12 protein-coding genes are annotated in these 25126 nt (G+C 68.1%); 8 read left to right on the top strand and 4 right to left on the bottom strand.

Features of this window, described 5'->3' with window-relative positions:
* Positions 1-11: 11 nt before the first annotated feature.
* The 3 genes from BG57_RS31235 to BG57_RS17680 form a co-directional block, all read right to left on the bottom strand.
* Positions 12-6023: a two-partner secretion domain-containing protein gene (locus BG57_RS31235; RefSeq protein ID WP_052005875.1), complete on the bottom strand. Its 6012-nt coding sequence runs from the start codon at positions 6021-6023 to the stop codon at positions 12-14.
* Positions 6024-6248: 225 nt separating this feature from the next.
* Positions 6249-8000, bottom strand: a complete 1752-nt coding sequence (locus BG57_RS17685; protein WP_052005877.1) for a ShlB/FhaC/HecB family hemolysin secretion/activation protein — start codon at positions 7998-8000, stop codon at positions 6249-6251.
* A 52-nt stretch (positions 8001-8052) separates the two neighbouring features.
* Positions 8053-10236: a CHAT domain-containing protein gene (locus tag BG57_RS17680; protein ID WP_229753918.1), complete on the bottom strand. Its 2184-nt coding sequence runs from the start codon at positions 10234-10236 to the stop codon at positions 8053-8055.
* A 151-nt stretch (positions 10237-10387) separates the two neighbouring features.
* On the opposite strand from BG57_RS17680, the gene tssJ reads away from it, so the two are divergent.
* From tssJ to BG57_RS17640, 8 genes are all read left to right on the top strand, one after another.
* Positions 10388-10897, top strand: a complete 510-nt coding sequence (gene tssJ / locus BG57_RS17675; RefSeq protein WP_035966655.1) for a type VI secretion system lipoprotein TssJ — start codon at positions 10388-10390, stop codon at positions 10895-10897.
* A 126-nt stretch (positions 10898-11023) separates the two neighbouring features.
* Positions 11024-12364, top strand: coding sequence for a type VI secretion system baseplate subunit TssK (gene tssK, locus BG57_RS17670; protein WP_035966652.1), 1341 nt, complete (start codon positions 11024-11026; stop codon positions 12362-12364).
* 11 nt (positions 12365-12375) lie between these two features.
* Positions 12376-13698 carry a DotU family type VI secretion system protein gene (locus BG57_RS17665; protein WP_035966651.1) on the top strand — a complete coding sequence of 441 codons (1323 nt, stop codon included), beginning with the start codon at positions 12376-12378 and terminating at the stop codon, positions 13696-13698.
* 2 nt (positions 13699-13700) lie between these two features.
* A complete protein-coding gene (gene tssM, locus BG57_RS17660; protein ID WP_035966650.1) occupies positions 13701-17339 on the top strand; it encodes a type VI secretion system membrane subunit TssM in 3639 nt (1212 codons plus the stop codon).
* A gap of 35 nt (positions 17340-17374) precedes the next feature.
* Complete coding sequence (tagF, locus tag BG57_RS31230) at positions 17375-18157, top strand: type VI secretion system-associated protein TagF (RefSeq protein WP_052005874.1); 783 nt, start codon at positions 17375-17377, stop codon at positions 18155-18157.
* The gene (locus BG57_RS17650; protein WP_035966648.1) at positions 18154-20028 is read left to right on the top strand and encodes a serine/threonine protein kinase; all 1875 of its coding nucleotides are present in this window, start codon (positions 18154-18156) and stop codon (positions 20026-20028) included. The genes tagF and BG57_RS17650 overlap by 4 nt, the downstream gene beginning before the upstream one ends.
* A gap of 957 nt (positions 20029-20985) precedes the next feature.
* Positions 20986-22416 carry an MltA domain-containing protein gene (locus tag BG57_RS17645; protein WP_338151975.1) on the top strand — a complete coding sequence of 477 codons (1431 nt, stop codon included), beginning with the start codon at positions 20986-20988 and terminating at the stop codon, positions 22414-22416.
* A gap of 60 nt (positions 22417-22476) precedes the next feature.
* Complete coding sequence (locus tag BG57_RS17640; protein ID WP_035966645.1) at positions 22477-23181, top strand: LuxR C-terminal-related transcriptional regulator; 705 nt, start codon at positions 22477-22479, stop codon at positions 23179-23181.
* A 28-nt stretch (positions 23182-23209) separates the two neighbouring features.
* Here BG57_RS17640 and BG57_RS17635 read toward each other — a convergent pair whose 3' ends face one another.
* Entirely contained in the window at positions 23210-24985 is a 1776-nt protein-coding gene (locus BG57_RS17635; protein ID WP_035966643.1) for an ATP-binding response regulator, read from the bottom strand.
* Positions 24986-25126 lie beyond the last annotated feature (141 nt).

Here is a 25126-nt window from a genome sequence, read left to right as displayed (position 1 = left end):
CGCGGCCCCGCTCAGAATTCGCCGCAACCGTGCTGCCCGTTCACGGCGAGGCAGTTGTTGAGATTCGGCCGCGAGCGCACGCGTTTCCATTCCGCCGCGAGCGTGTCGGCTTCGCTCTCGGCTTGCTGCATCGCGAGGATCGGCTCGTTGGTGCCGACGCAAATATTGATGCCGCCCAGATTGCTCTCGTAGACGAAGGTCTGCTCCTGCGCCGTGAAAAGCGGCTGCAGGCCGCTGCGATTGAACACGGCGCCCTGAAGCTGCATCGGCGTGACGGTGAGCGTGCCCGGCTGCACGACGACCTCGTAGCCCACTGGCGACGAAAACGCGCCGTCGATCGGATATTTGCCTGCCGGAGAATTGGGCGTCGCGGGCGAGCCGTGCACGCCGCCGGCAAGGCTCGAGCCGCGCGAATCGCCACCGAGCAGACCGGTCACATCGAACGTGAAGGAGCCGTTCGGCGTGCCTTCGACGCGCGCCTGATTGCCGATCGTGACGGTCACTGTTGGCCGATCGGCATACACGAAGTGATTGCCGGTCGCCGGGACGACGTTTTGCGACAACTGGCCGTTCCAGCTGCAGATGCCGCCGTAGACGCAGCCGTAGAAGTTCGGCAGCGCGCCGCCCGGGTCGATGCCGTTGCGGTTCTCGTTATTGCGCGTCGCGGCCCATATGCGCCACGCGTCGCCGGCGGCCAGCGTGCCGCCCGCATCGTTCTGGAATACGCCCTGTTGCATCACGAGGTCGATGTCGCCGCCCGCGCTCAGTTGCGAAGGCGCGCCGGGCGTGCCGAGCGCGATCGCGCCGGTATCGGCGATGGCGGTCAGGTTGCGCGTCACGTTGGGCGGCTGTGCGCCGATCGCGGCGACGCTGCCCGCCGCGCCATCGAAGCCGTTGGCGCTCGCCGTGCCGATCACGAATCCGTGCGAGTTGGAGACCCGGACATCGTGCGCCCCGGCGAGCGCGAGCACGCCGACGTCGTTGCCCGCATCGACGAGCTGAAAGTCGCCGCTGCCGCCGCCGAGCAGCAACGTCTGCGCTTGAATGCCGCCCGGATCGGTGACCGGACCGGAAGACAGGAGCGCGAGCGTCTTCCCGGGCAATGCAATGCCGGACGGAAGGTCGATGCCCTGGCTTCCCGCGCCCGTGTTCTGCAGCGTGAGATTCGTCGCGACGGCGGGACGCGGCACGCAGCCCGTGCCGCCCGCGCACGCGCCTTGTACCGTGATGCGCCCGCTCTGCGTCGACGATCCGAGCACGAGTGTCGAAATTGCGGGCGAGAACGCCTGATAGCTCGTGGCGTCGATCGAGAGGCCCGGTGTCGCGCTCGTGCCGAACAGCGTGATCGGGATGCTGACCTGCGCGATCACGGCGAAGCTCGACGGATCGACCGAGCCCGGCGCGATGGCGAGCGTGCCGCCCGGCGCGGCGATGGACGCCGGTCCGCTGCGCACGGCGAGACTGCTGTCCGTGCCGTTGTTCGCGGGCCGAAGGATCACGGCGCCGCCCGTGCCTGCGTTGATCGCAAACCCCGGCGCGGCGAGTTGCGCGTTCGGCGGCAGGCTCACCCCGCCGATGCCGATGCCCGGCGTGTCCGTACTCGTCGAGCCGGCGACGCGCACGTTCGCCGCCGCGATCGATCCGGACCACAGCAGCGCGCCATAGCCATCGGCGGTGGCGCCGGTCGTTGCGCCGCGCACATCGACGGTCCCGTTCGGCGCTTCGATCGACGCGCCGTCGAGCACCGCGACGCCGTGGTTGCCCGCGCCGCTGCCCGTGCCGTAGAGGCGTATCGCGCCGCCGCTCGCGGAGTCGGCCGCCAGCGAGACGAGCCGCGTCGGGCCGGGCGTCACGCTGGCGGGGTTGCCCGCATTGCGAAGGATCACGCCGCCGCCCGCGTTCGCTGCGGGATTCAGGCTCTGGCCTTGCACCTCGATGCTTCCCGTGCCCGATGAAACCGTCGCGTCGTTCAGGTCGACGCCGTAGGGCGTGCCGAAGGCCGGGAACGATCCGCCGCCGTCGCCGAGCGAAATCTGTTGCGGCGCGACGCCATGCAGCGTGACATTGCCGCCGCCCGCGCCGCCGCGCGTGTCGATGTCCGTGGACCGGACCTGCAGCGTTGCGCCGTCGAAACCGGTGGCGCCGCCGTCGAGCGTGCCCATCGTGACGTTGCCGCCATTGGTCGCGAAGCGGATGCGATACTCCGCGCCCTCGCCCGCATTGCCGAGCGCGATGATCGCGTTGCGCGCATCGGCGACGATGTCGAGCGGCCCGCCCGTCGACGTGATGTCGTTTTGCAGGTTCAGCACATCGCTCGAATGAAAAGCGAGCGTGGAAGCGCCGCTTGCGGTTTCGACGATCGGCACCGGCACGAAGATGTCGCCCGGGCCGCTTTCGCCGCCATCGGTCGTGCGCAGATCGACACTGCCCGCCAGCGTCGCGCCGGCGCCGCCCGGCGGCACGACGCGCGCCGTTACGCCATCGAACGTGTAACCGCCCGGATCGGCGATGCTGATGTCCCCCGCGCTCGTGAGCCTGACATCGCGCGTGCCGGAGAAGCTGACCGAGCCGACGCTGTTGGGCGCGCTCGCCAGTTCGAAGACGCCCGGCCCGACCAGGTTGAGCGTCGATGCCTGGATGCCCGCGCCGTTTTCCGTCACCGTGCCGGCTGAATGCAAGGTCAGCGTATCGCCCGAGAAGCCGACTGGCAGCGCGATCCCCTGACTGCCGTTGCCGCCGTTCGCGAGCGTCAGCGCCTGCGCACCCGTCGTCGGCGCGTTGACGTTGAGCGTGATCGGCCCGGTATGCGTCGACGATCCGACGATCACGTTCGAGACATTCGGCGAAATCTGGCCGAGCACGGGCTGCGTGACCGTGAAGCCGTTGCCCGCGCCGCCGACGCTGATCGGCGTGTCGTTCCGGGCGACGAGGTCGAACGTGTCCGGCGCGAGTCCACCCGGCACGAACACGAGGTTGCCGCCCGGCGCGAATAGCGACGATGCCGCAGCGGTCGACACCGTCGTGATCGTGATGGGCACAGCCGCGCCGCTCGTCGCGCGCAACACGAGCGTGCCGCCGGTATCGGACGTTTCATAGGCGTCCGGGTCGCGTCCCGCCGACACAACCGCGTCGTTGAGCGCGATGGCCGGCGAGACGCTGGGCGTCTGCCCGGTGATCGACAGCAGACGGCCGTTGCCCTGCGCGGTCACGGACGCATTGTTCATCTGCACGCCGGGAAAGAACACGCCGTCGTCGGGCTGATTCGTCGTGTAGCCGCGAATGTCGATATCGCCGTTGGCCGCGCGGATATCGACCTGCCGCACGTTGCCGCCGCCGGGGCCGCCTTGCAACGACACGCCCGGCAGCGCGTTGCCGCCGCCGTAGATGCGTATGTCCGCGTTGGCCGAGGTGATCGTCGTCGATGCACTCGCAACGCCGGTGACCGAAACGCCCGTTCCCGGCACGCCGGCAGACACGCCTGGCGCGGGCTGCACCGTGCCTTGCACGAGCATGCGCCCGCCCGCCGCGAGATTCGCGCTGACCACTTCGACGCCGTCGACGAGACTCGTCCCGGCATTCACGTTCGCCGGATACGCGGGCGCGCGGCCCGTGACCGATACAGCGCCGCTCGCGGTGCTGATCGTCGCGCGTTCGAGACGCACGCCCGCGCCATTGACCGATGTCGATGCCTGCACGTTGGGCGCAGTGCCGTCGATGACGATATTGCCCGACTGCGACACCAGGCTCGGCGCCAGGACGGTGCTGCCCGTCGTCGGAATAAGCGCGACGCCCACAGCCGATACGCCCGTCGACAAGCTCGGCGACGAACCCGGCACGGTCTGCGCGACGCCCCGAATGCTGACATTGCCGCTGCCGGAACTGATGGCGGTGTTACCGATGATCCGCACGCCGCCCAGCGCGAGGGGCGGCGCGTTGCCGCTCTCGCCGTTGATCGCGATCGCGCCGACGGAAGTCGCGAGCGTCGAATCGATCATGTTGACGGCGGCGAGCGGCGTGTTGGTCGGGAATTGCGTCGGCGTCTGGCCCGAGCCGTCAGGCGGAGTCGGGATCGTCAGCGCGCCGCGCCCGTTGATCGTGATGGAGCCGGTCTGCGTTCCCGGCGATGCAGTCTGCACGGTCGTATCGATGATCGCGCCGGACAAGCCGACGGCCGCGCCATCGAAAGCGGTCGCGGCGGCGGGCGTGCTCGCTAGCGCGGCTGGCACGCCGATCGTCACGAAACCGCCGTTGGTGCTGATCGACGCGCCGGACAGCACGACCCGGTTCGCGCCGTCCGCCGCCCTGCTCTGATTCGCGTCGAGTACGACGTTCAGGCGTCCCGCGGGCGACGCCTGCCCCGCATCGCCGCCGATCTGCCCTGACACGATGATCGACCCGGCCGCGCTCAGCGTGAGCGTCGCATCGGGAACGGGCGTCGGTCCCGCCTTCGTGATGACGACGCCACGGTTCATCGTGATATCGCCGTTGCCGGGCGTCGGGTCGGTGGCCGTGGTCGAGACCGTCACCGAGACGCCCTCGCTCAACTGATTGCTGACGGTGTTCGCGAGCACGAAGCTGTTGCCGGCGCCTGGCGTGAAGGTAACGGTGTTCGTCCCGGCATCCACGCTGGACTGCGGCGCACTGAGCGTCGACGGCGCGGTGGTCACGATCTCGATGTTCGCGGGATCGAGCAGCCATTGCCCGCCGTGGCCCATCGGTGCCCCGAGATGAATTTGCGCGCCGGCCGTGTCGAGATACTTTCCGGACGTTTCCACAAGCCCGCCGTTCCCGCCTTGCGCACCGCCTCGCGCCGACAACGTTCCGTAGACGCGCGCCGCCTCGGTCCCGTACATGACGATGTTGCCGCCGTCGCCGGCGACGAGCGCATCGGCCAGCACGTGCGCATTCGGGCTCATCCACAGCGCATCGGCGTTGCGGATATCCGTCTCCTTGCCGGCCGCGCCGCCGCCCACGCGCACGCGCCCGCCGCCCGCCGCGCCGCTCGCGTCGATGCGCGCGCCATCGTTCACCGCGACGTAGTGCCCGGTCACGTCGATACGCCCGCCCGCTCCGCTATCCGGCGCGCTGGCGTCGATAGTGCCGGCGATGCCGGTCACGCCCGACGTCCCGCCATCGAGCACGATGCGTCCGTTGCGCGCCTCGATGCTTCTCGCGCGCACCGTGCCCGTCTGGTTCAGCACGCTCGCGGCGGCTTCGTCGGCGGCGCGCACCGACATCACGATCTGCCCGCCGTCCGTCTCGAGCACGCCCGAGTTTTGAACGAGCGCGTTCGCCACCTTGTCGTTCACCTTCAGCATCGTGAGGCCGTCGCCCGCGAAGTCGAGCGTGATGTCGCTGCCCGCGCCGAGCGCGATCTTGCCGAGCGTCGCGCTGACGCGGCCGCTGTTGTCGACCTGCGCGCCGAGCAGCGCCACCGCGCCGCCCGGCGCTGCGTTGATCGTCGCTTCGTTCGTCACCGTGCCTGCACTCGAGCCTTGCTGCGCGAAGTGGTATTTGCCGGCGAGGAACGCGTCGTTCGAAATGCCGAGCGTCGACGCAACGAGCGATCCCACGTTGATCGACGCGCCGCGTGCGAACACCACGCCCGCAGGATTGACGAGGAACACCTGCCCGTTCGCATTGAGCTGTCCGGCGATGCGGCTCGGGTCGTTGCCGACGACGCGATTGAGCAGCACCGCCTGCGCCGACGGCTGCGAAATATCGACGCGCTCGTTGCCCTGAATCGAGAATCCGTTCCAGTTGACGATGCCTTTTTGCGAGCCTTGCGTGATCGTCATTGCGTGCGGGTTCGGCCGGTTCACCGCGACACTGCCGGCGACGACGTTTTCGCCAACGGGCAGCGCGAACGCGCCGGGCGCGGCGACGAGCACGAGCAGCGGCAGCAGCGCCGACGCCCGCACGTCGAGTCCGGCGCAGCGCGCGGCGCGCTTCGCCAGCCGCCTGACCGCGCGCTCCCATTCCCGGCGATGCCTGCGGGCCCGGAGACAAGTGATGTCGTTCATTGCGCGCTCCTAGGGTCTGTTCACGGATGAAACGGCCATGCGTTGCCGCATGAAGTTCCGCTCGTCGCGACAACGTCCACGTCGAATTCAAAGTTGGCGGACGCGCGAAATCGTCGGCATCTTCGTGTCGCGCGTTGTTTGTTCCGGATAGCTAAACGGCGCGATGCGAGCTTTGCAGTGCCGCCGGTTTCGAAGATTCGCATCGCGGTTTCCATGCGGAGCGGCCTAAAACGACTTGGAAACCTGCACGTACACGCGCGGCAGCTTGTCGTCGCCGGTCGTGTCGGGGCCGGTCGTCCGCCATGCGATGCTGCCGTCCACCGTGATGCCGTACGGCCCGGTCCAGAACGCGCCGATGCCCGCGCCGCTGCGCGTCACCGTGTTCGCGCCCTGCCCCGGAATCGAGCGCGCGTTGTATCGTCCGACGCCGATATCGAAGAATGCGGACAGCGTCAGCGACGGAATCACCGCATAGCGAAGCTGGGCCGTGCCGATCAGGCCTTCGTCGACGACCGCCTCGGACGGCGAATACGCCCGCACCGCGCGTGGCCCGCCGAGCGTGATGCGCGACGAACTGTCGAGGTTCTGGTTGGCCCATTGCCCCGACACGCCGAGAAAAAAGCTCGTCTTCTGGGTGATCGCGTTGAGGCGGTTCGCCTGCATCGTCAGGCGCACGCTATTGCCCTGAGTGTGGCGTCCGAACGGCCCTTGATCGATCTGTTCGGCAAGCGCCGAATCGATGTTCAGGTGCGCGAACGAAAGCTGCACGTCCGCGCTGTTGAAGCCGCCGCCGAGAAAGCTGTCGCGGCTTTCGTACGACAGCCCGACGCTCGCGACATACAGCTTTTGCGGATTCTCAAAGCTCACGCTGCCGATCTTGTCCGTCAGCGATCGATACTCCAGCGCGCCGCGCAGCAACAGGTTCTGGCTGCGCGAGCGGATCAGCGGATGCGAGATCGACGCGGTCACGACATCGGCATCGCCGTGGGCGTCGAGCGCCGAGAAGTTCTTGCCGAGGTAGTAGTAGAGATGCGAATACGCGATGCCCGCACGCGTGCCGAACGCGTTGACGGGCGCGTCGTAGCCGATGCGCCCGTACACGGTATCGGCGCGCTCCGCCGCGAGCAGATTGATGTCGAGGTTGTCGCCGATGCCGAACGGCGACGCGAGCCGCCCGACTGCGCCGAGCCGCCAGCGGCCGGCGGGCGCGGCGCCGTAGTCATCGACGGCGACCGCGAAGTTCCATCGGCGCACGGGCTCGACGGTCACGTTCAGATCGACTGTCCCCGGCGCGCTGCCCGTCTCCAGCGCCGAACTCACGCGGATGCCGGGCAGGTCCGACAGCAGCAGCATCGTGCGTTCGAGTTCCGCCTGCCTGAGCGGCTTGCCGGGCTGGATCGCGGCGAGCCGCGCGCGCACCATCGATTCCCTGATCGGCGCACCCGGCGCGACCGTCAGCCTCACGCGGCCAATCTTGCCTTCGAGCACGGTGAAGGTCAGCTCGCCGCTCGTCACGTCCTGCGGCGGAATCACGACTTGCGCGAGCGGATAGCCGCGCTCGCGATACGCCTGCGCGATACGTGCGGCGATCGCGTTGAGATCGTTCATCGACACTTGCTGACCGATGCTGCCGGCGGCCAGCGTGAGCAGCACGTCGGACGGCACGGCCTCGTTGCCCGCGAAGCGGATGCTTTTCAACGTGAACTTCGTGCCTTCCGGCACGGCGGGCGCCGCCGCGGGCGGCGCAGGCAGCACGTTGGCGCCACCGGGCGGCGGCGCGGCTGTCGACGGACGCGGCTGCTCGTTGAGCAGCGTCCCCGCGCTCGGCGTCTGCTGCGTGCCGGGAAGCGGGACTTGCTGCGCCCGTGCGTCCGGCACGCCGAGCGCACCCAGCGCGCCCGCGCACGCGAGGCTCGCGCCGGCTGCGCGCACGATTCCGCGCGGGCGCTGATTGATACGGATAGCGAATGATTTCATGGCATCGTTCACTGCTGCGTCGTTATCGAAACGAACCGGGCCTTGCGCAACTTCACCGCGCGACCGTCAGCCGCCAGTTGCCCATCAGGTCGAAGGGCGCCCAGTAGAACGGATGGGCGAACTTGCTGTTGGCGAGCACGGCGAGCTGCGCGTCACGCATCGCGTCGATGGCCTCCGCGCCTTTCGTGAGCGAGCCGTAGAACGTTCGCATGGTGAGCGCGGTCGATTCATCGGCGACGGGCCACATCGACACGAGCAGCGCCGATGCGCCCGCATAGAAGAACGCGCGCGTGAAACCCATGATTTCGTCGCCGCGCTCGATGCGCCCGAGCGCCGTCTCGCACGCGGACAAGGTGACGAGCGCCACCGAATCGAACTTCAGGTTGTAGATGTCCTGCGCGAGCATCGGGTCGGGGCCGTCGGCGGGCTGCGTCGCGGGCGCGAGCAGCACGCGCGAATGCAGCGGATCGATGGTGTCGGCTTGCGCGTGTGTCGCCACATGCACGATGCGGCCCGCCGGCGCGTTGTCGCTGAAGGTCTTGCGGGTGACATCGCCCTGCAGGAAGGCTTCGCGCTTGGCGAACAGCGGACTGATCGCGCGGACTTCGGCTTCCGCGCCCGGCAGATCGAACTCCGGCGCGATGCGTGGATTGCCGAACGCGACGAGATCGCTCGCGATGCGCTGCGGCCGCCGCACGAGCTGCACCGCGATGCTCGCCGATGGCGCGAGCGCGAGCGCGTGGCGCTGAATCAGGAATCCGTTCGCATTGCGCAGCGCCTGGAACGGCATGTAGTGCAGCGCCCCGTTCGGCACGATGACGAGCCGCTCGCCGGGACGCAGACTGAGCGGCGCGATCAGAAGTGCATCCAGCTTCGCGCCATACGTCAGCGCCTGCGGACGCCCGCGCACGATCGCGCTGCGAAAGTCGTTGACGGCGAGCGCCATGTCCTTGCGTGCGATCGGCAGCGTGAACCCCTGGATGCCGTCGGCGCGCACGACCCACGCGATCATCCGGTCGGGGAGGCCGTGAAATTCGACGATCGCCTCGCCGGGTTTCAGCGCAGCGCGCACGTCGTCGAGCGAAAGCGCGCGGCCGTTGAGCTGCGTCTCGTCGACGTTCGCGGCGAGCCGGTTGCGCACGACATCGAGCAGCGCGCGGCTGCGGCTTTTTTCCGACAGCGTCCATGCTTGCGCGTAGTCGCCGTCTTCCACGACGAGCGCGATTGTTTCCTCGAAGACCGTCTGCGTATCGGAGAAGAGACCGGTCTTGAACTCGTCGCTGCGAAAACGCGCCCGGATCGATTCCGATTCGTCGAGCGCGGCGAGCCACGCGTCCCGCGCCTTGCGGCGGTCGCCGAGCGCGAGATACGCGCGGCCCATGCCTTCCTGCGCCCAGAGCTTGTCGTAGCTCGCGTCGGAGCCGCCTTTCGCGGCGCTCGCGGCGAAGGCGTCGAGCGCGGCCTGCGGCTTGTTTTCGGCGAGCAGCAGATTGCCTTCGATGCGCTTTCTCAACGGCGCGAGCAGGCTGTCGTCGACGCCCGCCGTCTGCTCGAAGGTCGCGCGCGCGCCAGCGGCGTCGCCGGTTGCGATCTGCGCGTTCGTGATCGACAGCAGCACCATCGGGCGGTAACGCGGCGACGCCGCCGCGAGCGCCGCCTGGTACTCGCCGAGCGCGCCCGCCGGATCGCCACGCCGCGCCGCGATATCGCCGAGGACCTTGTGCGACGGCGCGAGCACTTGCTGCGGATTGCCCGCGCCCGCCGCGATGGCTTCCTTCGCGTAGCGTTCGGCATCGGGAAGATCGCCGGCATAGCTATAGGCGATGGCCAGATCGCGGCGCGAGAGCGCGGCGAGATTGGCGTTGTCCGTCTGTGCCGCGACGACGAGCGCGCGCGAGGCCGCCTCGATGCTCTCGCGAAAATCGCCGCGCTCCGCCGCCGCCACCGACATGCTGCAGTACGCGTAGCCGTCGAGCTTGACCTGATCGCGTGAGAGCAGCAGCCGTCCTTCCTGCGACAGCGTCGCGATGGTCTCGGCGTCGCGCACGCGGGCTTCGGCCTGACGTGCGGCGGGCGTGGGAGCTTCGTCGCGCGCCGCCTGCGCATCGGCGGGCGGTGCGATGCCGAGCGCGCCCAGCAGCGCCATCGCGGCGAGGACTCGCCTTGCCGCGTCGCCGGCGGCCACGCACATACCGTCCCCGGCAAGGGCCGGCGCCATCCGTTGAGTCGGTTTCACGAATGCGCTCCTCGATGACCGTCGCTCCGCACTCACCGCCGGCGCGCTGCCGGCGCGGTGCCACGATTAGACGAAACACTGCAGCCGATTTAAAAAACGCGGCGGCGTGGTTCGTCTGCTGCTGTGTCGCAAGTCACCTACCGGGTCACACATGAACCGCGTGCGTTTCCTCGCCGTGCCGCTGTGCGCGCTGGCGCTCGCCGCGTGCAAGTCCGCGCCGCCTCCGCCACCCGCACCAACCATCGTGCGGATCACCGTGAACGCGCTCTATACCGCGAATCCCGATCGCACCGGGCGGCCATCGCCCGTCGTCGTGCGCGTGTACGAACTCAAGACGACCGCCGCATTCGACAGCGCCGACTTCTTCACGCTCTACGGCAAGGATCAGGCGACGCTCGGCGGCGATCTCAACGCGAAGAACGAATTCCTGCTGCGTCCCGGCGACAGCCGCAGCGTCGAGCAAACCGTGCAGCCGGGCACGAAGTTCGTGGCGGTCGTGGCGGCGTATCGGGATATCGAACGATCGCGCTGGCGCGTGACCGAGCCCGTGCCGCCGAACCAGACGACGGTGATGAACGTGCGCGTCGATGCCGCCGACGTGACCATCGCCGCGCAGCCCGCGCCGCCGCCGCCATCGGGCAAGAAGAAGCCCGCGAAGTGACACGCCGGAGCGCCGGGCGCGCTGGCGGCGGCTTCCAAAATCGTTCCGCTCAATCGTTCTTTGACCGGAGCGTCCGGGGCAGTTAAAGCGCCGGACGCAAGGCAACACGTGAGACTTCGAGCCACCATGACCTGGCACCAACGCATGATCTGGTCCGAGGGCCTGTTCCTCGAACCGCAGCATTTTCAGCAACACGACCGCTTCATCGAGCATCTCGTGCGTTCCCATGCACGGGCGACGGAAGCCTGGTCGTGGGGCTGGGCTGACGTGAAGATCGACGACATCGCGCTCGGGCTCGGCAAGATCGCGCTGTCGTCGGCGTTCGGCGTGCTGCCCGACGGCGCGGCGTTCTCGTTTCCCGACGATGCGCCCGCGCCGCCGCCGCTCGACATTCCGCCCGGCACGCGCGATGAGCTCGTGCTGCTCGCACTGCCCCTCGTGCGCGCCGGAGCCAAGGAGTTCGACTCCGACGGCATCGCCGATGGCCGCGCCGATGCGCTGCGCTATCGCACGAGCGACACGTCCGTCGCCGACATCACGACGAGCACGGATCGCGTCGCGCAGATTCGCGTCGGCGCGCCGAACCTGCGGCTGATGCTCGGGCGCGACGCCACCGACGCCTTCGCGACCATCGGCCTGGCGCGCGTGCTGGAACGGCGCGCGGACAATCGCGTGCTGCTCGACCCAGCCTATGTCCCGCCGATGCTCCACGCACTCGCCGACCCGCGTCTGCTCGGCTATGCGCAAGAGCTTGCCGGGCTCGCGCATCAGCATGCGGACCGGCTCGCGAGCCGGCTGGCGAATCCGGGGCGCGGAGGCGTCGCGGAGATCGCGGATTTCTTGCTGCTGCAAACGCTCAACCGCTTCGAGCCGCAGTACGCGCATCTGCTGCACTCGCCGCTACTGCATCCCGAGCGCCTTTATCAGACGACGCTCGCCTTCGCCGGCGATCTCGCCGCCTTCGACGAACGGCGTCGCGTGCCGGCGTATCCGCCGTATCGGCATGACGATATCGCCACGTCGTTCGAGCCGGTCATGCGCGACGTGCGGCAACTGCTCGCGCAAGTGCGGGAGCCGGATGCGGTCGCGATCGAATTGCAAAGCCGCAAGCCCGGCGTGCGCGTCGCGATGATCAACGACCTCGAACTCGTGCGAACGGCGGGCTTCGTGCTGGCCGCGAACGCGCAGATGCCCGGCGAGGCGCTGCGCACGCGCTTCCCGACTCAGGTGAAAGTCGCGCCTGCCGAGAAGCTGCGCGATCTCGTCAATCTCGCGCTGCCGGGCATCGGGCTGCGCGCGATGCCGGTCGCGCCGCGCCAGATTCCGTTTCACGCGGGCTTTTCGTACTTCGAACTGGATCGCGGCGGCGAGCTGTGGAAGGAGCTGGAGCAGACCGGCAACCTGGCGATGTACATCGCGGGCGAGTTTCCAGCGCTGGAGCTTGAGTTCTGGGCCATCCGACACTGAGCATCGATGACATGACGAACCACGACGATCCGTTCGCCGGATTCGAATCCGACCAGACGATGATCAAGCCGAACCCCGGCGCGCGGCGGCGCGTTCCGGGCGCGAGCGAATCGCGCGCGAGCGGCGGGACCGACGGCCCCTTCGCATCCGACGCCGATCCGCGCGCCTTCGATGCCGCGTTCGTTCGCGGCGGCGCGGTCAATCCGCTGGTCGCCGCGTGTTCGCCGCTGCTGCAACTGGCGCCGCGCATCCGGGCGATGAGCGCGTGCGCCGACCCCGCCGCGCTTCGCGATTCGCTTGCCGCCGGCGTGCGCCGCTTCGAGGCGGAGGCGCGTGCGGCCGGCGTCCCCGCCGAACAGGTGACGGCGGCGCGCTACATGATCTGCACGATGCTCGACGAAGCCGCATCGGGCACGCCGTGGGGCGCGGGCGTGTGGGCGCGGCAAAGCCTGCTGGTGACGTTTCATAACGAAGCGTGGGGCGGCGAGAAAGTCTTCCAGTTGCTCGCGGGCCTCGCCCAAAAGCCCGCGGTGCATCTTCATTTACTGGAGTTGTCGAACATCGTGCTCGCGCTCGGCTTCGAGGGGCGCTATCGCGTGGCGGCGCAAGGCAGGCAAACGCTCGACGCGATCCGCGTGCGCGTGCATCAACTGATCCGCAAGGAGCGCGGCGAGCCGGAGCGCGCGCTGTCGCCGCACTGGGAAGGCGTGCCCGCCGCGCGGCGGCGCGCGACGGACGTGCTGCCCGTGTGGGTCGCCGGCGCGCTCGCGCTGCTGCTGCTCGCCGCCGCCTATCTCGCGATGAGCTTCCAGCTTGGCCGCCTCTCCGATCCGGCGTTCGCCACGCTCGCGTCGATCCGGGCGGGCGCGCAGCGGCCGCTCGTCGTCACGCAGGCCGCGAAGCCGCGTCTCGCCGAATTCCTCGCGCAGGACATCCGCGACGGCCTCGTCAATGTCGATGACCGCGTCGATCGCTCCGTCATCACGCTGCATGGCGACAACGTCTTCAGTCCGGGCAGCGCGCAGGTATCGGCGCAGACGAAGCCGCTGATCCAGCGCATCGCGGCGGCGCTCGGCGCGGTGCCGGGCAACGTGCTCGTCACCGGCCACACCGACGACCGGCCCATTCGCTCGGCGCGCTATCCGTCGAACTGGGAGTTGTCGCAGGAGCGTGCTGCGAACGTGCGCGACCTGCTCGCGGCTAAGGTGCCCGCCGCGCGCCTAAAGGCCGAAGGCCAGGGCGACGCCGATCCCGTCGCGCCCAACGACTCGCCCGCCGGCCGCGCGCGTAACCGGCGTGTCGAGGTGACGCTGTTCGCCAGGCCGGGTTCGTGACCATGAAGAAGATTCTGTCGATCCTGTTCCATCCGGTGCTGCTGACGATCATCGGATTTTTGCTGACTGCCGGCGCCATCTGGATCGCGGGGCCGCTGCTGTCGTTCGCGGGCAACTATCCGCTCGAACCGGAGATGGCGCGCTTCGTCGCCATTGGCTGCGTCGCGCTGTTGCTGCTGTTGCGGCGGCTGTACGTGGCGTGGCGGGCGCGGCGCACGCAGGCCGCGTTGGCGGCGGGCCTCGCGCGTCACGACGCGCCGCCTCCCGCCCGCGCCGCCGCGCCGAGCGCCGGCGAAGCGGAAGTCGCGACGCTCGCGCAACGCTTCGACGAGGCGCTCGCCGTGCTGCGCGAAGCGCGCCTCACCGCGTCGGGCGGCAAGCCCGGCTGGCGCGACTGGATCACGTTCTCAGGACGGCAATACCTGTATCAGTTGCCGTGGTACATGTTCATCGGCGCGCCGGGCGCGGGCAAGACGACGGCGCTGGTCCACTCGGGGCTGCGCTTTCCGCTCGCCGAGCGTTTCGGCACCGACAAGATTCGCGGCGTCGGCGGAACGCGCAACTGCGACTGGTGGTTCACCGACGAAGCGGTGCTGATCGACACGGCGGGCCGCTACACCACGCAGGAAAGCGACCGCGACACCGATCACACCGCGTGGCAGGGCTTCCTGGCGCTGCTCAGAAAGACACGCCCGCGCCAGCCGATCAACGGCGTGCTGCTCACCCTCGCCGTCCCCGACCTGCTCGCCGCGACGCACGCGAGCGCCGGCGACATGGCCTCGACCTTGCGCGCCCGCATGCGCGAGCTGATCCAGGCGTTCGGCACGCGCTTTCCCGTCTATGTGCTCGTCACCAAGGCGGACCTGCTCGCGGGTTTCACCGAGTTCTTCGCGGATATGTCGAAGGAGGAGCGCGCGCAGGTCTTCGGCTTCACGTTTCCGTACGAGCCGGGCCGCCCCACGACCGATACCGAGTTCGCCGCACGCGTCGACGCCGAACTCGATGCGCTCGAAGCGCGGCTCGTCGCGCGCCTGCCCGATCGTCTGCACGCGGAAAGCGGGCTTGCTGAGCGCGCGGCGATCATCGGCTTTCCGCAGCAGTTCGCGGCGCTCAAGCCGCTGCTGGCCGAAGCGCTCAGCGCGACCTTCCTGCAGTCGAAGCACGACGAGTTGCCGTTCTTGCGCGGCGTCTATTTCACTAGCGGCACGCAGGAAGGCACGCCGATCGACCGCGTGATGGGTTCGCTCGCGCGCGCCTTCCGGATGGACCGCATCGAGCGCGGCATGCAGCCGCCGCGTCCGTCGAGCGGGCGCAGCTATTTCATCGAACGGCTGCTGAAGCAGGTCGTGTTCGCCGAGCAAGGGCTCGCCGGATCGAACCTGCAGTGGGCGCGGCGCCGGCATGTGCGGCGCTTGTCGGCGTATGCGGGCATCGCGGCGGTGAGCGCGTGCGTGCTGGCGCTGTGGGGCACGAGCTATCTGCGCAACCGCGCCTATGTCGAGAACGTGGAGCGGACCGCGCGGACGGCGAAGGAAGCGGTGGCGGGGACATCGGCGGCGAATACGAGTCTCGTCGCACTGTTGCCGTTGCTGTCGGCGGTGCAAAAGCTCGGCTCCACGCCGCAAGTCGATGCCGCGCATCCGCCGCTCGCGATGCAATGGGGCCTGTGGCAAGGCGCGAAGCTCGACGCGGCCGCGAACGGCGCTTACGAGCGGCTCCTGACCGATCTGTTCCTGCCGAAGCTGGCCGCGCGCATCGAGGAGCAGGCGCGCAGCGCGAACGCGTCGAATCCGGGCTACGCGTACGAGGCGCTCAAGGCGTATCTGATGCTCAATCAGCCGGAGCATCAGGACCCCGATGCGCTCAAGGTGTGGATCGTCACCGACTGGGACCGCTCGCTGCCGCGCGAAGTCGGCAACGCGGAGCGCGCGGCGCTTAGCCGTCATCTCGATGCGCTGCTGTCGCGTGGCGTCGTGCATCCGAACCTGCCATTCGACGAACGTCTCGTCGCGAGCGTGCGTTCGATGCTCGCCGCCAGCACGCTCGCACAGCGCGTCTACGGGCGCGTGAAGCAGCAAGGCGCGGGCGCGGAGTATCCCGAGTTCACCGTCGCGCGGGCGGGCGGGCCGAATGCGCAGCTCGTCTTCGTGCGGGCGAGCGGCGCGCCGCTCACGCGCGGCGTGCCGGGCCTCTATTCGTTCGACGGCTATCACAAGGCGTTTATCAAAGCCGTCGACGATACCGCCGCGCAACTCGCCGCCGAAGAGCCGTGGGTGCTCGGCATCCGCGATCAGAGCGGCCTGCCGCGCGGCGATCCCGCAGCGATGCAGCGCCTGACGCAGGACGTGCGGCTTCTGTATTTGCAGGACTACGCGCGCACGTGGAGCGAGTTCCTGAACGACATCCGCATCGTGCGGGCGGCTAGCCTGTCGCAATCGGCGCAAATCGCGCGCATTCTCTCCGCGCCCGATTCGCCGCTCGCGATGCTGGTGCGGGCGGCATCGCGGGAAACGACGCTGGCCGCGAAGCCGCAGGACGAGACGAGCGTCGTCGACAAGGCGAACGACAAGATCACCGCGGCGCGCGAGCGGCTGGAGAAGATCATCCGCGGACCGGACCCGACGAAGATCGCGCCGGTCGCGCCCGGCACGCGGCTGGAGAGCATCGTCGATGACCGCTTTGCGGCGCTGCACGCGCTCGCGACGAGCCCCGGCGCGGGGCAGCCCGCGCCGATCGTGCAGACGCTCGCGCTCATCAACGATGTCTACGCGTATTTGAGCGCCACCGACGAAGCCTTGCAGCAGAAGACCGCGCCGCCCGCCTCCGACGCGCCCGCGAAGCTGCGTTCGCAGGCCGCGCGGATGCCCGAACCGATCCGCACGGCGCTGCTCGATCTCGGCAGCCAGGGCGCGGCGGAAACGCTGCAGGCGCGGCGCGTGAATCTGTCGGCGGATCTGAAGGAATCGATCTCGGCGTTCTGCGATCGCGCGGTGGGCGGCCGTTATCCGTTCGTGCCGGCGTCGGGACGCGACGTGCTGCCCGAGGATTTCGGCGCGCTCTTCGCGCCGGGCGGCAAGTTCGACGATTTCTTCCAGAAACACCTCGCGCAGGACGTCGATGTATCCGCGAAGCCGTGGGCCTTCAAGAAGTCGGATTCGGGCGCGACGCAGATCAGCCCCGCCGGGCTCGCGCAGTTCGAGCGCGCGGCGACGATTCGCGGCGTGTTTTTCCGCAGCGGCGGCAAGACGCCCGCGCTCGCGCTGCAGTTCAAGCCGCTCGACATGGACCCGACGATCCTTTCCTTCACGCTCGACATCGACGGGCAGATTCTCACCTACGCGCACGGCCCGCAGGTTCCGGCGGCGATCCAGTGGCCCGGCTCGCGCAACTCGGGCCGCGTGAGCCTGCAACTGACGCCGCCGCCGTCGAACGGGGCGAGTAATCTGGTATTCGAAGGACCGTGGGCGCTGTTTCGCATGTTCGACCGGCTCGACGTGCAGGCGACCGGGCAGCCGGAGCGCTTCATCGTGACCTTCGACGTGGAGGGGCGCAAGGCGCGCTTCGAAGTGACGGCGAACAGCGTCGAGAATCCGTTCCGGCTCGCCGATTTGCGCGCGTTCTCGTGTCCCGAACGCCTTTGAACGCCATGAACGCCGATGAACGCCCTTGAACGCCGATGAGCGACGATCCCGCCCACGCCCTCGCCGATGAAAGCCCGGCCATTCCCGGCTGGTACGGCAAGCTGCCTTCGCTCGGCGACTTCGCGGCGCGGCGCTTGTCGGATGCGTTCGTCGCGCCGTGGGATGCGTGGCTTGCGCAGCGCGTCGCCGAGACGCAACTGGCGCTCGGCGCGGACTGGCTCGCGTCTTATCTGACGTGTCCGGTATGGCGCTTCTTCGCGATGCCCGGTGCGATTGCTCCGGCGCTCACGCAGTGCTGGACGGGCGTCGTGATGGCGTCGGTGGATCGCGTGGGCCGGCATTTTCCGCTGACGATCGCGGCGTCGCTGCCGTGTCCGCCCGCGCGGGACGGCGAGATCGTCGCGCTGTGGGAATGGCTGTCGGCGATCGAAGGCGTGGCGCTCGCCGCGCTGGACTTCGACCACAGTATCGAGCGGCTCGATGCGCAACTCGCCGCGCTTCCCGCGCCGGCGCCCGCGCCACCGTGCGACAACGCGCGGGCAGCGGTGTTCAGCGAGCCGTGGATCGTGCAGTCGGCGGCCACGCTGCCCGATGCGCTCGCGCGCACCTTCGCGCCGATCTGGCAGACGGAGCTTTACGGCATGAGCATGTGGACATCGGCGCAGTCCGCGCCGGACGAAGCGGAGCAAACCGAGGCCGCCGCAGAGCCGCAGGAAGCCGCGCCGCCCGCGACGCCCAGGCCGTTCACGATCTGGCCGGTGTACGGCCTGCCCGATACGGCGCTTTTCACGACGCTGTTGCGGGAGCGTCCATCATGAACGCGACCGGCAGGCGTCCGGGCGAGCCGGCTCCGGACGGCGGCGACGAAGGCAAGACCGAAGTCAACATCGAAGCAAGCGCCGCGGACGACAAGACCGTGATCGTGAGCGGCGCGCGTGCGCCGTCGCTGGGGATGACCGCCACCAATGGCGTATTGCCGCCCGGCACGCGGCTGGGCGAGTTCGAGATTCTCGGGCTGATTGGCGAAGGCGGCTTCGGCATTGTGTATCGCGCGCTCGATACGTCGCTGGATCGCGAGGTCGCGCTGAAGGAATACATGCCGTCGGCGCTGGCGGCGCGCGTCGGTGCGACGCAGGTGCAGGTGAAGTCGTCGCGATACGAGAGCATGTTTCGCGCGGGGCTGAAGAGTTTCATCAACGACGAGGCGCGGCTGCTGGCGCGCTTCGACCATCAGTCGCTCGTCAAGGTGTACCGCTTCTGGGAAGCGAACGGCACCGCGTACATGGTGATGCCGTACTACCGGGGCGTGACGCTGAAGGAAGCGCTGAAGTCGATGCAGCGGCCGCCCGACGAAGCCTGGCTGCGCGCGCTGCTGACGCCGCTCGTCGATGCGCTCGCGGTGCTGCATGCATCGAACTGTTTTCACCGCGATATCGCGCCGGACAACATCATTCTGCTGGAGGACAGTCATCGGCCGGTACTGCTGGATTTTGGCGCGGCGCGTCGCGTGATCGGCGACATGACGCAGGCGTTGACGGTCATTTTGAAGCCGGGCTATGCGCCGATCGAACAGTATGCGGAGGTGTCGTCGCTGAGGCAGGGGCCGTGGACGGATCACTACGCGCTTGCTGCGCTGGTCTATTTTGCGATTACGGGCAGAACGCCGCCGCCGTCGGTGGGACGCATGGTGAGCGACAGTTATCAGCCGGTCGCGAAGCTGGCGGCGGGACGCTATTCGGATCGCTTTCTGAGGGCGATCGATCATGCGCTGGCCGTGGTGCCCGCTGATCGTCCGCAGACGGACCGGCAATTCGCTGACGAACTGGGGATCAAGCTCGACGCGGCATCGGCGGAGCGGGCGGCGGGCGTCGCCGATGTAGCGGATGCGCGGCGCGCCGGTGCGACGGCACGGCGTCGTGTGCGCTGGGTCGTGGGTGCGGGATGCGTGCTGGCGGCGGCGGCCGGGATCGGATGGTTCGTGCCGAAGATGATGTCGCATCAGCCGGCGGCGCTGCATGTTCAGCGCGCGGCGAACGGGCCAGATGTGGCGGGGTCGGCGGGGTCGGCGGCGATTGCGGCATCGGCGGCGGCGACGGCGAGCGGGGCGGCGTCGGTGGCGGCGAGTCCGCCTGCGGTGGTTGTGCCGCCGCCGGCGTTGCCGCCGTTCACGCCTGCAGGAGAGTTTGCGCGTATTGCGTCGTTGGCGGATCCATCGGTTGTGGTGAAGGTGGAGGTGCCGCTTGAGCGTGCGGTGGTGGATCGGGACAGGTTGCGTTTCATTGTGACGAGCAATCGCGCGGGTTACTTGTATGTGTTTGCGGTTGATCCGGCGAACCAGTACTTGCAGCTTTTCCCGAACGAGCTGGATCGTGACAACCGTGTTGTGGCGGGCAAGCGCGTAGTGTTGCCGCGAGCGGCGTGGCCGATGCAGGCGGGCGAGCCGATTGGCGAGAATCATTTCATGGCGATTGTGTCGCTGGCCCCGCGCGATTTTTCGTCGCTGGACATGGCGCATGACTCGGTGTTCGGGAGTCTTTCTTCTGCGGCGCAGGCTGCGGCGGCGGCGCAACGGACGCTGAGTGCATCGCCGTTTGCGGGGGTGCCGTCGTGCGGCAGTGAGGCGCCGTCGTGTCCGGTGGCGTATGGCGCGGCGACGTTCAAAATCGATGTGGTTGGATCGTCAAAGTAAGGAGAAGGCGTAGGCGCACGAAGGGGCGCAGAGCTACGACGAGCGTGGATAAGGCGTTGACGAGCCAAGGGGCCGCGGAGGACGTGGCGTGCAACGGGCGCCGAAGGTGATTGAGAGCTGTTTACAAGCTGAGTGCCACCGATGTTCTACGAAGTGGCTACACGCAAGCTGCTTCGGCCCAAGAAAGCTGCATCCTCTAATGCGTTCTTCGCATGGGACCAGATAAGGCGCTAGAGCGCCGAGTTTCGGCGACAGCCAAGAAAGCGCCCCCGCCGGGGAGGGCGAGTCATGTGGCTGGATGGTCAAAGGAAGGAAAGAAGAGATCGGTGTTAACGAGCCAAGGGGCTCGGAGGACGTGGCGCTCAGCGGGCGTGGAAGGTGATTCAAGGCTGTCTACAAGCTGAGTGCCACTGATGTTCTACGAAGTGGCCACATGAGTCAGTGCTTCGGGCCAAGAAGGCTGCTTTCTTTGGTTACTTTCTTTGCAGCGGCAAAGAAAGTGACCCCCGCCCCGGGAAGGGGCACACTAATAGACCGACACGAAAAATAAGCATCCCAAATTAAAATAGACGCACCGCCAACTCGAGAAAGATCATGTCAGAACGAGCACCGACCGTCCGATCCGCATCGATAGCTGCAGCAGCGGCACTGCTACTAGCGACCGGCTGCACGACCGCGCCCCCGCCGCCGGTACAAACCGCAGCGCAACAAATCCAGACCGATCAAGACCAACCCAAAGAACAAGAACAATCCCAAATGATCCCCGCAACGCCGACAGGCCCGGAACCTGGCATAACGAATCCCTTGCCCGCTAGCCCATCGGCATCGATAACCGGCACCGCGACCCCTTTCGCGACAAAGAACGCGCTCTACACGCCGGTATCGTTCGCAACCCTCCCCGGCTGGACCAGCGACGACGTATCCGAATCCTGGGAAGCATTCAAAAGAAGCTGCTCCGTGCTAGGAGCCAAACCCGCCTGGGCGTCCCCGTGCGCCGCTTCACGCGGCATCCGCGCAACCGACCGCGCTGCCGTCAGGCGCTTCTTCGAGGACAACTTCACCGTCTACCAGATACGCAACGTAGACCGCACGTCGCGCGGCGTGCTGACCGGCTACTACGAACCGGTGATGCGCGGCAGCCGCCGCTACGATCCGCCCTACGTGTACCCGGTCTACGGCGTCCCCCGCGACATTCTCTTCCTCGATTCGCGCAAGCTCCCGGCGGGCGCCCGCTCCGAACCGATGATGGCGCGCATCGAAGGGCGCACGGTGGTGCCGCTGACCGCGCTGTCGATGAGCCGCGCCAAGGGCGTGTACGCGCTCGACCTCGGCAACAGCGTTCCGGACATTCGCGACAAGAAGCTGCGCTTGCGGCTCGTGGGCGGCCGCATCGTGCCGTATCTGTCGCGCGCGCAGATCGAACGCGGCCGCATCGACGCGCCCGTGCTGGCCTATGTCGCGGACCCCGCGATGCTCTACTCGATGCAACTGCAAGGCGCAGGCAAGATCGTCCTGCCCGACGGCGTGAGCGTCATACGGCTCGCGTACGCGGAACAGAACGGCTACGCGTTCAATCCGCCGGTCGCGAGCGCGCAGAGCAAGGGCCGCAAGATTCTCGTGCGCGGTGTCGAAATCGCGCTCGAAGAAGGCGCGGTTACCATCGAGAACAAGCCGGATACGGCCACCTCCGACGACACGCCGCAATCCCCGCTGCTGCGCGGCGCGCAGGACGAAGCCGTTGCCGACGAAGACGCCTCGCCAGACTCCGCGCTGCTGCGCGGCTTCAACCTGGCCAAAGGCGCGACGCCCGCGGTGCGCCCGTCCCGTGTGAGCACGCCATCGCCGGCGGGGAAGACAGGAAACGCAGGCGCCGCCCCGATCGATTCGCCCCGCGCAACGAACCCGCCTGTCGCGCCGCTGGCGACCGCCGCGCCCATCGCCTATACGTTCGCGGCATCCGATCCGAGCTACGTCTTCTTCCGCCCCATCCCGGATTCGGCGGCGGGCCCCATCGGCGCGCTCGGCGTGCCGTTATCGCCGGAGCGCTCCGCCGCGATCGATCCACGCACGACGCCGCTCGGCGCACCCGTATTCGTCGATGCCAGCGAGGGCGGATCGGGCGCGTCCATCACGCGGCTTTTGATGGCGCAGGACGCGGGCGGCGCGATTCGCGGCGCGGTTCGCGCGGACTATTTCTTCGGCACCGGCGCACAGGCGCAGCAGAAGGCGAGCAGAATGAAGCAGCCGGCGCAGATGTGGGTCCTGCTGCCGAAAGGACTGCGCATTTCCGCGAAGGAATCGGGCGTGCGCGTGCGTGGCGGGCCGGCGATGCCGAGCGCCGATTGCGTCGTGAGCGATCCGGACTTGTGCGTCGACGATACACAGTGAATGATGCGGTGACGCGCACGCAATTCACCGCGCGTCACGCCATCCGAGCCGGGAGACAGCATGAGGTTCCTCGTCGCCGACGACCACGAACTGATCCGTCAGGCTGTCAAGTCGCTGCTGCGCGGAATCGATCCCGACGCGCAATTCGACGATGCCGATAGCTGGGACACGCTCGCCGCCGCCGCACGGCCGGAAGCGAATCACGATCTCGCGATCGTCGATCTGCACATGTCGGGCATGGCGGGCGCGTCGTCGCTGACGGCTCTGCTGAAGGCGAATCCCGCGCTGCCACTCGTGGTGCTGTCGGCGGAAGAATCCGTCGACGAGATGCGCGCCGTGCTCGCCGCGGGCGCGCTCGGCTTCGTGCCCAAGCGCGAGCCGGCCAACGTGATGCTCAAGGCGATCGAACTCGTGCTTTCCGGCGGCGCGTACGTGCCGATCGAGGCGCTGAGCCTCATCGGCGGATCGCGTGTTGCGCCACCGCGCACGGCTGCCCCTTCGCCGAACACGTCCTGCAGCGGTCCCGCCGTCACGCTTGCGCCGCATCATCTGCATCTGATGGAAAACCTGTCGCCACGCCAGCGCGAAATCATGCGGCTCGTCCACCAGGGTTGCACGAACAAGATGATCGCCCGCGAACTGCAAGTGGCCGAAGGCACGGTGAAAGTCCATCTGTCGGTCATTTTTCGGGCGCTCGGCGTGCATAACCGCTCCTCCGCGATCGCGGTCATCAACGGCTGGCTGCAGGCCGGGCGCGAACTCTGAGCGCGGCGTGCATCGACGCCACGCGCCGTCACGCCGCCTCGTCCTGGCCGCTTTCCTGCAGCAGCAGATCGAGCGTGCGGCGCAGGCGCGTCGGCGTCACCGGCTTGCGCAGGACGGGCACGCCATCGGCGGCGAGCGCGGACAGCTCGGGCGACGCCATGTCGCCGGTAATCATCACGCACGCAAGCTGATTGTGACCGCGCCGCCGCAGCGTTTCGCGCACCGCGCTGATCGCGTCGACGCCCGTCTGATGGCGGCCGATCTGGTAGTCGCACAAGAACGCGTCCGGCACGAAGCCCTCGGCGATTGCGCGCACCGCCGAGAGTTCGTCGCGGCAGCCGCGCACGATGCAGCCCCAGCGCGTGAGCAGCGTGCTGAGGGCATCGAGATTGGCGGGGTCGTCGTCGACGCACAGGATATGGCGGCCTTCGATCAGCGCGCCCACGGAAGGCGGCGCAGTCAGGCTCGCGGTGATCAGGCTTGCTTCGCCCAGTTTCACGGGAACGCGCACGGTGGTGCCGCGCCCGAGGTCCGAGCGCAGCGCGAGTTCGTCGCCGAGCAGGCGAATCAGGCGGCGCACCGTCGACAGGCCGAGTCCGTGGCCCTGCCGCATCGCATGCTGCGGCAGCGGCACCTGATAGAACTCTTCGAATACCAGCTCGTGTTCGTGCGGCGCGATGCCGATGCCCGAGTCGCGCACTTCGATATGGCAACGCTCGGGATCGGTGCCATGCCGCACGCCGATCCAGATCGCGCCGCGCTCCGTGTAACGCACTGCGTTGGATACGAGATTGATCAGGATGCGTTCGAGCAGGACAGGATCGGTCTTCGCGATACACGCGGTGGGCGCGATGCGGAACGCCAGCCCTTTCGCGGCGGCGGCAGGACGGAACTGCTTGTCGATGCGCGCGAGCAGTTCGGACAAGTGAAAGTGCTGCGGAATGACCTGCGTGACGCCGCTCTCGATGCGCGCCAGATCGAGCACCTGATTGAATAGATGATTCAACGCCTCGACATTTGCGATGATGTTGCGGGCGGTTTCATCGCGCTCCTCGGGCTTCGCGCCGCGCTCGCATAACGCTTGTGCGAGCAGGCCGATTGCATGAAGCGGCTGCCTGAGGTCGTGACTTGCGGCGGCGAAGAAGCGTGTCTTCGCGCGGCTCGCGTCTTCGATCAGGCACTTCTGGCGCGTGATGGTTTCGGCGAGCCTTTGCTGGTCGACGAGCGCCGCAACGATGCACCGGTGACGCCGCCGACACTGCGCCGCCACGAGGCACAGCGCGACGCCGAACACCGCGAGCAGCAGGCCCGTCGTGACAAGGCCATGCGCGGGCTCCACGAGATGCATGGCGATGGCCGGCGTCATCAGCGCCGCGACAGCCGCGCACAGGTTCATCGAGCACAGGAAGTTCGACGCATAGGCAAGCCCGGCCAACGCCACGATGAGGACGATATGAACGGCGACGGCATCGCTGGAATCAATCTGCGATGCCAACCATATCGACAGACCGGCTCCACCATAAAGGACGGCGTTTACGAGCGCATGCAGGCGGACCCAGTCACGCGCATCGAGCGCGAACGGACGACGACGACGCCATGCCCACAGGCACAGCGCCGCGACGTTCGCGATGCCATAGACAGACATGCAGACAAGGGCCATTCGCCCGTCCACATCGCCGGTCAAATAGATGGCGCTCAGAAGGACGAGTGCGCAGCCGTGTGCGACGAAGGCAACGGGATCCGCGGCGTACAGCGTATTCGCGAGATCGGTATCGATCTCATTCTGCTCACGATCGCCATGCATGCTGTCATCCCCTTGTCGCGGCGCAACGCTCGGTAGCGGCGGCAAGCGGCGGAAGTCTCCGTGCTCGACCGGTTTACCCGAGGGTTTAGGCGACGGCTATCACTTAATCCATATTGGACGATCGGTACGAAAAAACCATAC

This window comes from Caballeronia grimmiae (assembly GCF_000698555.1).
Classification (GTDB): domain Bacteria; phylum Pseudomonadota; class Gammaproteobacteria; order Burkholderiales; family Burkholderiaceae; genus Caballeronia; species Caballeronia grimmiae.
This window is presented reverse-complemented; position numbering and strand designations above follow the sequence as displayed.